Genomic DNA, 7,804 nt, shown 5'->3' on the forward strand with positions numbered 1-7,804 from the left:
TGTCGCCACCATAAATCCAGCCACCAGCCGTCTCGGGCTCGTGCCAACTAAAAGCACGATGCCAAGGGCGATTCTGGTGTGTAGATTCCACCTTTGCATAGCAAGGGCTAGCACAAAGCCGCCCATAAAAAGATAGATAGTGTCCGAAGCATACGGCGCCGCGACAACCTTAAACGCATCGACGCCTAGCACCGGAAATGCCACCATCGGCACCAGGGCGGTTGCGGGCAGGGCGATAGCCTCGGTCATCCACCACGACGCCATCAGCGCGGCTACTGCGGCGACGACGGGCATGGCTTCTACGTGCAGCTTTTTGCCCTTGGCCGCAGCTATGGCGATGTCTCCTGCGTTTGCGGGGAAGATTTTATAAACCCAAATCGCTAGCAAAACGCCTAGCACCAGCCCGATGAGCTCGACTCGGTTTGTTCTTCTGTCTATAGGAATGTTTGGATTTGCCATGATAACTCCTATGCTTGGGATAATTTATAATACATCCAAAAAGCTTATAGCTTAAAAAATTCTTTTGCTTTAAAATTGATTTTTTACTAAAGTGTTGATAAAAGTAACAGCGATTTTAGTTAAAGCGATTTTGGGTATAATGACGGGTTAAAAATTTAAAATCACGGAAGCGAAAATGAACGCAAACGACACCATAAAAATCACGGGCGCGCGCGAGCACAACCTGAAAAATTTAAACCTCGAAATCCCGAAAAACAAGCTCGTAGTTTTCACCGGACTTAGCGGCAGCGGCAAGAGCACGCTAGCGTTTGACACGCTTTATGCCGAGGGGCAGCGCAGATATATGGAGAGCCTTAGTAGCTACGCCAGACAGTTTCTAGACCGCGTAGGCAAGCCCGACGTAGATAAGATCGAAGGTCTCACGCCCGCCATCGCGATAGATCAAAAAACCACGTCCAAAAACCCGCGCTCGACTGTGGGCACGATAACGGAAATTTACGACTACCTGCGCCTCCTTTACGCTCGTATCGGTATCCAGCACTGCCACAAGTGCGGCAAACCGATCTCTAAAATGTCGGCTAGCGATATCATAAACGAGATCCAAAAGTTGCCCCAGGGCGCTAAAGTCGTCATCTACGCTCCGCTCGTGCGCGAGAAAAAGGGCACGTGGGCGGATCTGATCGAAAATTTACGCGGCAAAGGCTACGTGCGCGCCCAGATAGACGGCGTGCAGGTGAGACTAGACGAGGAGATCGAGCTAGCTAAAACCAAAAAACATACGATAAAGCTCATCGTAGACCGCATCGTGATAGACGCGGATAATGCGCAGCGCCTAGCCCAAGACGTAGAAAAAGCGCTCGGCGAGAGCTACGGCGAGGTCGAGATCGAGATCGCAAACGCGCAGGAACTCGGGCTAAAAGAGAGCTTCATCCACTACAGCGAGCACTCGGCGTGCTTTGATTGTAAAATTTCATTTACGCCGCTTGAGCCGCTTAGCTTTAGCTTCAACTCCCCAAAAGGCGCGTGCGAGAGGTGCGACGGCCTTGGTATCAGATATAGCCTGGATCTCACCAAAGTGATCGACGAAGAAAAAAGCATCGAAGGCGGCGCGATAAAGCTGCTTTACGGCTACAACATGAGTTATTATTATAAATTTTTACTTGCTTTTTGCGAGCAAAACGGTATCGACGTAAAGCGCCCGTATGGCGAGCTTAGCGAGGACGAAAAGCGCCTTGTACTCTACGGCAACGTAAAAGAGGTCGAGTTTTTCTGGAAGAAAAACAAGCTACTGCGCAAATTTGAAGGCGCGCTAAAAATCACGCACGGACTGCTAAAAGACTACAAGGATTTTGACGAATACATGAGCGAAAAGGTCTGCGACGACTGCGGCGGACACAGGCTAAAGCCTCAAAGCCTAGCCGTCAAGGTCGCAGGGCGCGGTATCGGCGAAATTTTAGATATGAGTATCGAAAACTGCACCGCGTTTTTCTCGGACGAGTCAAATTTTAGCTACCTTAGCGAATACGATAAAACGATCGCAAAGCCGATATTTAAGGAGATAAACGAGAGGCTGTTTTTCCTCTACGACGTGGGGCTGGGCTATCTATCGCTCGGACGCGACGCGCGCACGATCAGCGGCGGCGAAGCGCAGCGTATCAGGATCGCAAGCCAGATCGGATCGGGCCTTAGCGGCGTGATGTACGTGCTAGACGAGCCTAGCATCGGTCTGCACGAGCGCGATACGCTAAAGCTCATAAAAACGCTGCGAAATTTGCAAGCCAAAGGCAACTCCGTGATCGTAGTCGAGCACGATAAAAAGACGATCGAGGAGGCTGACTACGTCGTGGATATCGGGCCTGGAGCGGGGAAATTTGGCGGGCAGATAGTTTTTGCCGGCGACGTGAAAAGCCTGCTTGGCTCAAGCACGCAAACGGCGCTTTACATAAACGGCGAAAAGGAAATCGACTACCAAAAAAACCGCAAAAGCGACACGTGGCTCGAGATCTCAAACGTAAATATCAATAATATCTCAAATTTAAGCGCGCGCTTTCCGCTGCGAAATTTAGTCGGTATCACGGGAGTTTCTGGCTCGGGTAAAAGCTCGCTCGTGCTGCAAACCCTGCTGCCAGAAGCCCAGGAGCAGCTAAACCGCGCCAAAAAGGTAAAAAAGGTCGCTGGGGTAAATTTGAGCGGACTAGAAAATCTAGACAAAGTGATCTACCTCGATCAAAGCCCGATCGGCCGCACTCCGCGCTCAAATCCTGCCACCTACACGGGCGTGATGGACGAGATCAGAGGACTTTTTGCGCAGACTAAGGAAGCCAAACTACGCGGCTACAAGATCGGCAGGTTTAGCTTTAACGTCAAGGGCGGACGCTGCGAAAAGTGCCAAGGCGAGGGCGAGATCACGATCGAGATGCACTTTTTGCCCGACGTAAACGTCGTTTGCGACTCGTGCGGCGGCACCCGCTACAACGCGCAGACGCTAGAAATCCTCTACAAAGGCAAAAATATCGCCGACGTGCTAAATATGAGCATCGACGAGGCGGTGGAGTTTTTTAAATCCGTGCCCAAAATCGCCAGCAAACTAACGACGCTGCAAGACGTGGGCCTAGGCTACATCACGCTGGGGCAAAACGCCGTGACGCTAAGCGGCGGCGAGGCGCAGCGCGTAAAGCTCGCAAAGGAACTCAGCCGCTCGGATACGGGAAATACGCTCTATATCCTCGACGAGCCGACTACGGGGCTGCATTTCGCCGACGTCGATAGGCTCGTGCGCGTGCTGCACCATTTGGTCGATCTTGGCAACTCGGTCTTTGTCATCGAGCACAACATGGACGTCATCAAAAACTGCGACTACATCGTCGATATGGGGCCAGAAGGCGGCGCAAAGGGCGGTAAAATCATCGCCGAGGGCAGCGTAAAAGAGGTCGCTAAAAATCATAAAAAAACGGGCAGCTATACGGGTAAATTTTTAGCCGAGGAGCTGGAAAATATGAAAAACGCGGCAAAAAAGGCGAAGAAAAAATAAGAACTTTGAGAAGTTTGTAACGAATCAAATTTGCGGTAAAAATTTGATGGTTTGCGGGCTAAACCGCGCCAAATTTAGCCCGCAAAAACCGCGGTAAATTTAACGAAAGGCAAAAATGAGGCTTTGGACGATAAGCTTTAAATATCTCGACGCAAAGGGGCTAGTCGCACTTTGGCGAGAGGCGCTGCTAGCAAAAAACGTGCTGGCTGGACTTACCAAGGGCTACAAAAATCACCCGCAGCTTGACCGCTTTTACGCGCACGAAAACGCGTGTGAAGCGATAAATGCATATCTGGCGGATGTTTATGCGCAGGCCTGCGCTCGCGGCTATAAATTTGACGTGGCTAAGGTGGGCGAATTTGACGAGCGAAATTTAGCCAAAATAGCCGTCACTCGCGGGCAGATAGAGTATGAATTCGCATTTTTGCAAGAGAAATTAAAATCGCGCGACGTCAAGGCTTACGAGCGAAATTTAAGCGTAAAAAATATAGAAATCGCGAGTATCTTTAAAGAAGTTGACGGCGGGATAGAGCCGTGGGAGAAGGTGAAAATTTAGCGCCGTTTCGCACGTGGTTTGGCTTGCTTGGGTAAATTTGATTAGTAAAAACGCTAACATATTACGTTGGTTACCCTAAATTTGATTCAAAAACAGTGAAGCTAAATTTGCGACAGGCGGCGATTTTGCCAATATTTGCGGCAAATTTCGAGCGTTAAATTTGGGTATTTAAAATGCCGTAAAATAGCGCAAATTTGGCGCTAGGCCGATACGCGGCTTTAGGCGAGCAAATTTGATTTTGCGTTTCGGCGATGTATGGACGGTAAGATAAAAATCTCGCACGAACAGCGTTGCTGTAAAATTTACGAGCTAGCGCAGGTGTTTGCTAAATTTAGCGTTTAAAATTTGACGGCAAATTTAAAGGACGAAATAGTCAAATTTAAAAAGGCGAACCCGGCGTTATTTCCGCCAAATTCGCCTTTGTTTTTCAAAAAACTTCGCCGACCGATCAAAATTTTACGTTCAAATTCGACGGATCATAGCTCGTTTTACTCCGCTTTCATCTGCTCGGCAGCAGGTACTTTTGGCAGTCCCGGCATCAGCATCGTTGATCCGCTAACCGCCACGATAAAGCCCGCTCCCCCGCGGATCTCAAGCGCGCTAACCTCGAAGCTAAAGCCCTTCGGTCGTCCTAGCAGCTTAGCGTCCGAGCTAAAGCTATACTGCGTTTTTGCGACGCAAACTGGCAAGCTGTCAAAGCCTAGGCGCGAAATCTCGGCTAGATCCTCCTGCGCGCGCGGGCTAAAGACGACGTCTTTGGCGCCGTAAATTTTAGTCGCGATCTTTTCGATCTTGGTTTTGACGGGGTCGGCGGGCTCATACGTGAAGTTTATCTCGCGAGCCGGTTTTTCGCAGATTTGCGCGACTTTTTTGGCTAGATCTTCCGTACCGGCGCTTCCTTTTAAAAAGCCCTCGCACACGCTAAACTCGGCCCCTGACTCCTCGCAAAGAGCGCGCACGTGGGCGATCTCGTCGTCCGAGTCCGCGGCAAATTTATTTAGCGCGACGATGACGTTTTGGTTGAAATTTTTTAGATTTTCTATGTGGGCTTTTAGGTTTTCGCCGCCTAGCTTTAGCGCGTCCAAATTTGGCTGCGAGATGCCGTCTTTATCGCATCCGCCGTTATATTTTAGCGAGCGGATGGTGCTTACTAGCACGACGCATTTTGGCGCGAGGCCCGCGGTGCGGCACTTGATATCGAGGAACTTTTGCGCTCCTAGCTCAGCGCCAAATCCCGCTTCGGTCACGACGTAGCCCGCTAAATTTAGCGCCGTTTTGGTCGCGATCACGCTGTTGCAGCCGTGCGCGATGTTTGCAAACGGTCCGCCGTGGATGAGCACCGGCGTGCCCTCGAGCGTCTGCACGAGGTTTGGTTTTATCGCCTCTTTTAGCAGGACGCAGACGGCATCGGCGCAGTTTAGGGATTTTGCGCGCACGAGGCCGCCCTCTTTATCGTAGGCGACGACGATGTTTTCGACGCGCTCTTTTAGATTTTTTAGGTCGGTCGCTAGGCACAGGATCGCCATTATTTCGCTAGCGGCGGTGATTACGAAGCCGTCCTTGCGGGTAAATTTATTGCTCTTTTCAAGGCCGATTTCTATCTCTCTTAGCGAGCGGTCGTTCATATCCATGCAGCGTTTGAAAACGACGCGCGCAGGGTCGATATTTAGGGCGTTGCCGTGGTGGATGTGGTTATCTAGCATCGCCGCGATGAGGTTATTTGCCGAGGTGATAGCGTGAAAGTCGCCGTTAAAGTGCAGGTTGATATCCTCGCTAGGCGTCACTTGCGAGTATCCGCCGCCCGTCGCTCCGCCTTTTATACCAAAAACCGGCCCAAGGCTAGGCTCTCTAAGCGCGGCGCACACGCGTTTGCCGATACGCGCTAAGCCGTCAGATAGCCCCACGGTTACGGTCGTTTTGCCCTCTCCGTACGGCGTCGGGTTGGTCGCGGTAACTAGGATGAGATTTGCGCCGGGCGCGCTACCTAGTCGCGGTTCTATCTTGGCTTTTAGCTTGCCAAAGGTATCTAGCGCCTCCTCGCCTAGCCCCAGTTTTGCGCCGATTTTTACGATATTTTGCGGCTTTGCGCTCGCTTCTATTTCTCTGTCGCTTAGCATCGTCTTTCCTTAAAAATTTGATTTAAAATGATTTTGTAATTTTACCTCGCAAATGCGAAAAATCTCATTAAATTTTAGCCGCTCGTAATCAAATTTGGGCTAAATTTGAAACTAAATTTGACAAAGGATCGTGATGAAGGCGGTGAATGTTTTGCTGTTTGAGGGATTTACGACGATGGACGCGCTAGGACCCGCCGAGGCGCTATCTCGGGCGCTGGATGGTGGGCGAAAGTGCTACGAGATAGAGTATTTCTCGGCTACCGGCGGGCTTGTGGGCGGCAGTTCGAACGCCAAAATTTGGACGCGAAAGCTAGATGAGATAGCTAAATTTGACATTTTGATAGTGCCGGGCGGTTTTGCGGCTAGGGAGCTTGTGCACGAGGCCGAGTTTATTACAGCTCTAGATGAGCTAGCGCGCAGACACGAGTACGTGATCGCGGTATGCACGGGCTCGGTTTTGCTAGCTAAAACTGGACTTTTGGACGGCGTGGAGGCCACAAGTAACAAGCTATCATGGCAGTGGGTGACCTCAGAGGCTCCTAGCGTGCGCTGGATACGCGCGGCCAGGTGGTGCGTTAGCGGGAAATTTTACACTAGCTCGGGCGTGAGCGCTGGTATCGACGCGGCTCTGGGTTTTATCGCGGATATGCACGGGCGGGACGAAGCGCAGAGGATCGCTCGGACGATGGAGTATGTCTACAATAGCGACAAAAACGCGGATTTGTTTTAAAATTTAGCTTGCGGCGGTCGCTAAAATTGAGTGCTAAATTTAAGCCTAGTCAAATTTCGAGGCACCGTGCCTAAAAGATGCTGGAAAAACGAATTTACAAAATTAGCCGTTTAAAAGCACGGGTATAAAAAGAGCAAATTTAGTCTGATATTCGGAGGGCTTCCAAATTTACGGCAAAAAAGCAAATAATCCAAAACAATGCAAATTTTACTGCCAAAAATCGCGAATTTTATAAATTTAGCGGTTTTGGGCGACAGACTTATCGCCGTTTAGAGCGTCTTAAGCTTTTCGCGCACCAAGGCAACGTAAATCATCGCTATCGTCGTCGCAAACCAGATGACGTAAGGTAGGCAGAAAACAAAAGGCTTTTCGTAGTAGTCGTATTGCACGCCGACGTTGCGGCTAATGTAGAGGTAAAAGCCGCCTACAATGATGACGTAAAGCACGGTAGCGACGGCGTCGCAGGCACGAACTAGTTTGCTTAGCGGGCGCTTAGGTTCTGTTTTGGTTACGTGATCGTTATTCATTTTTTCTCCTTTATTTTTGGGAAATGTTATCATAATTAGCGTAAAATTTTGATGATATATATCAAAAACTTGCTTTTAAAATTCAAATCAAAAGTCTGCGATAAAATTTAAGACGAAATTTAACCAAAACTCGTGTAAAATCCATCCAGAAAGCAAGTAAAAATGATAAGTAAACGGGTGTGGCGTATGGGCGATGGAGTACGTCTGGAATAGCGACAAAAACGCGGATCTGTTTTAAATTTTAGTTTGCGGCGGTTGCTAAAATTGAGCGCTAAATTTAATCCGAGTCAAATTTACCGCGCCGCACGCCAAAATAGTAAGCTTTAAAACAAACGGCTCGTATCCTGCCCGCGCTACCACAGCTTTAGGCAGACTTGCCCTATT

Annotated in this window: 6 protein-coding genes; 3 read left to right on the plus strand and 3 right to left on the minus strand. The window is 49.7% G+C overall.

All coding sequences use genetic code 11. The features are described 5' to 3' along the window. Positions 1-459 (minus strand): SLC13 family permease (locus Q0338_RS03405; RefSeq protein WP_298085535.1); only part of this gene is annotated, 459 nt, incomplete at its 3' end. Positions 460-634: 175 nt separating this feature from the next. Here Q0338_RS03405 and uvrA point away from each other — a divergent pair. Both uvrA and Q0338_RS03415 read left to right on the plus strand, forming a co-directional pair. Next, positions 635-3,490 carry an excinuclease ABC subunit UvrA gene (gene uvrA, locus Q0338_RS03410; RefSeq protein WP_298085536.1) on the plus strand — a complete coding sequence of 952 codons (2,856 nt, stop codon included), beginning with the start codon at positions 635-637 and terminating at the stop codon, positions 3,488-3,490. A gap of 115 nt (positions 3,491-3,605) precedes the next feature. After that, complete coding sequence (locus Q0338_RS03415) at positions 3,606-4,046, plus strand: pyrimidine dimer DNA glycosylase/endonuclease V (RefSeq protein ID WP_298085537.1); 441 nt, start codon at positions 3,606-3,608, stop codon at positions 4,044-4,046. Positions 4,047-4,534: 488 nt separating this feature from the next. On the opposite strand, the gene Q0338_RS03420 is transcribed toward Q0338_RS03415, so the two are convergent. Continuing rightward, positions 4,535-6,163 (minus strand): formate--tetrahydrofolate ligase, encoded by a 1,629-nt coding sequence (locus Q0338_RS03420; RefSeq protein WP_298085538.1) that lies wholly within the window; start codon positions 6,161-6,163, stop codon positions 4,535-4,537. Between the two features lie 133 nt (positions 6,164-6,296). On the opposite strand from Q0338_RS03420, the gene Q0338_RS03425 reads away from it, so the two are divergent. Then, a complete protein-coding gene (locus Q0338_RS03425; protein ID WP_298085539.1) occupies positions 6,297-6,893 on the plus strand; it encodes a DJ-1/PfpI family protein in 597 nt (198 codons plus the stop codon). Positions 6,894-7,162: 269 nt separating this feature from the next. On the opposite strand, the gene Q0338_RS03430 is transcribed toward Q0338_RS03425, so the two are convergent. Then, positions 7,163-7,420 carry a hypothetical protein gene (locus Q0338_RS03430; protein ID WP_298085540.1) on the minus strand — a complete coding sequence of 86 codons (258 nt, stop codon included), beginning with the start codon at positions 7,418-7,420 and terminating at the stop codon, positions 7,163-7,165. Positions 7,421-7,804 lie beyond the last annotated feature (384 nt).

The sequence above is a fragment of the uncultured Campylobacter sp. genome (genome assembly GCF_938018145.1).
Lineage (GTDB): Bacteria > Campylobacterota > Campylobacteria > Campylobacterales > Campylobacteraceae > Campylobacter_A.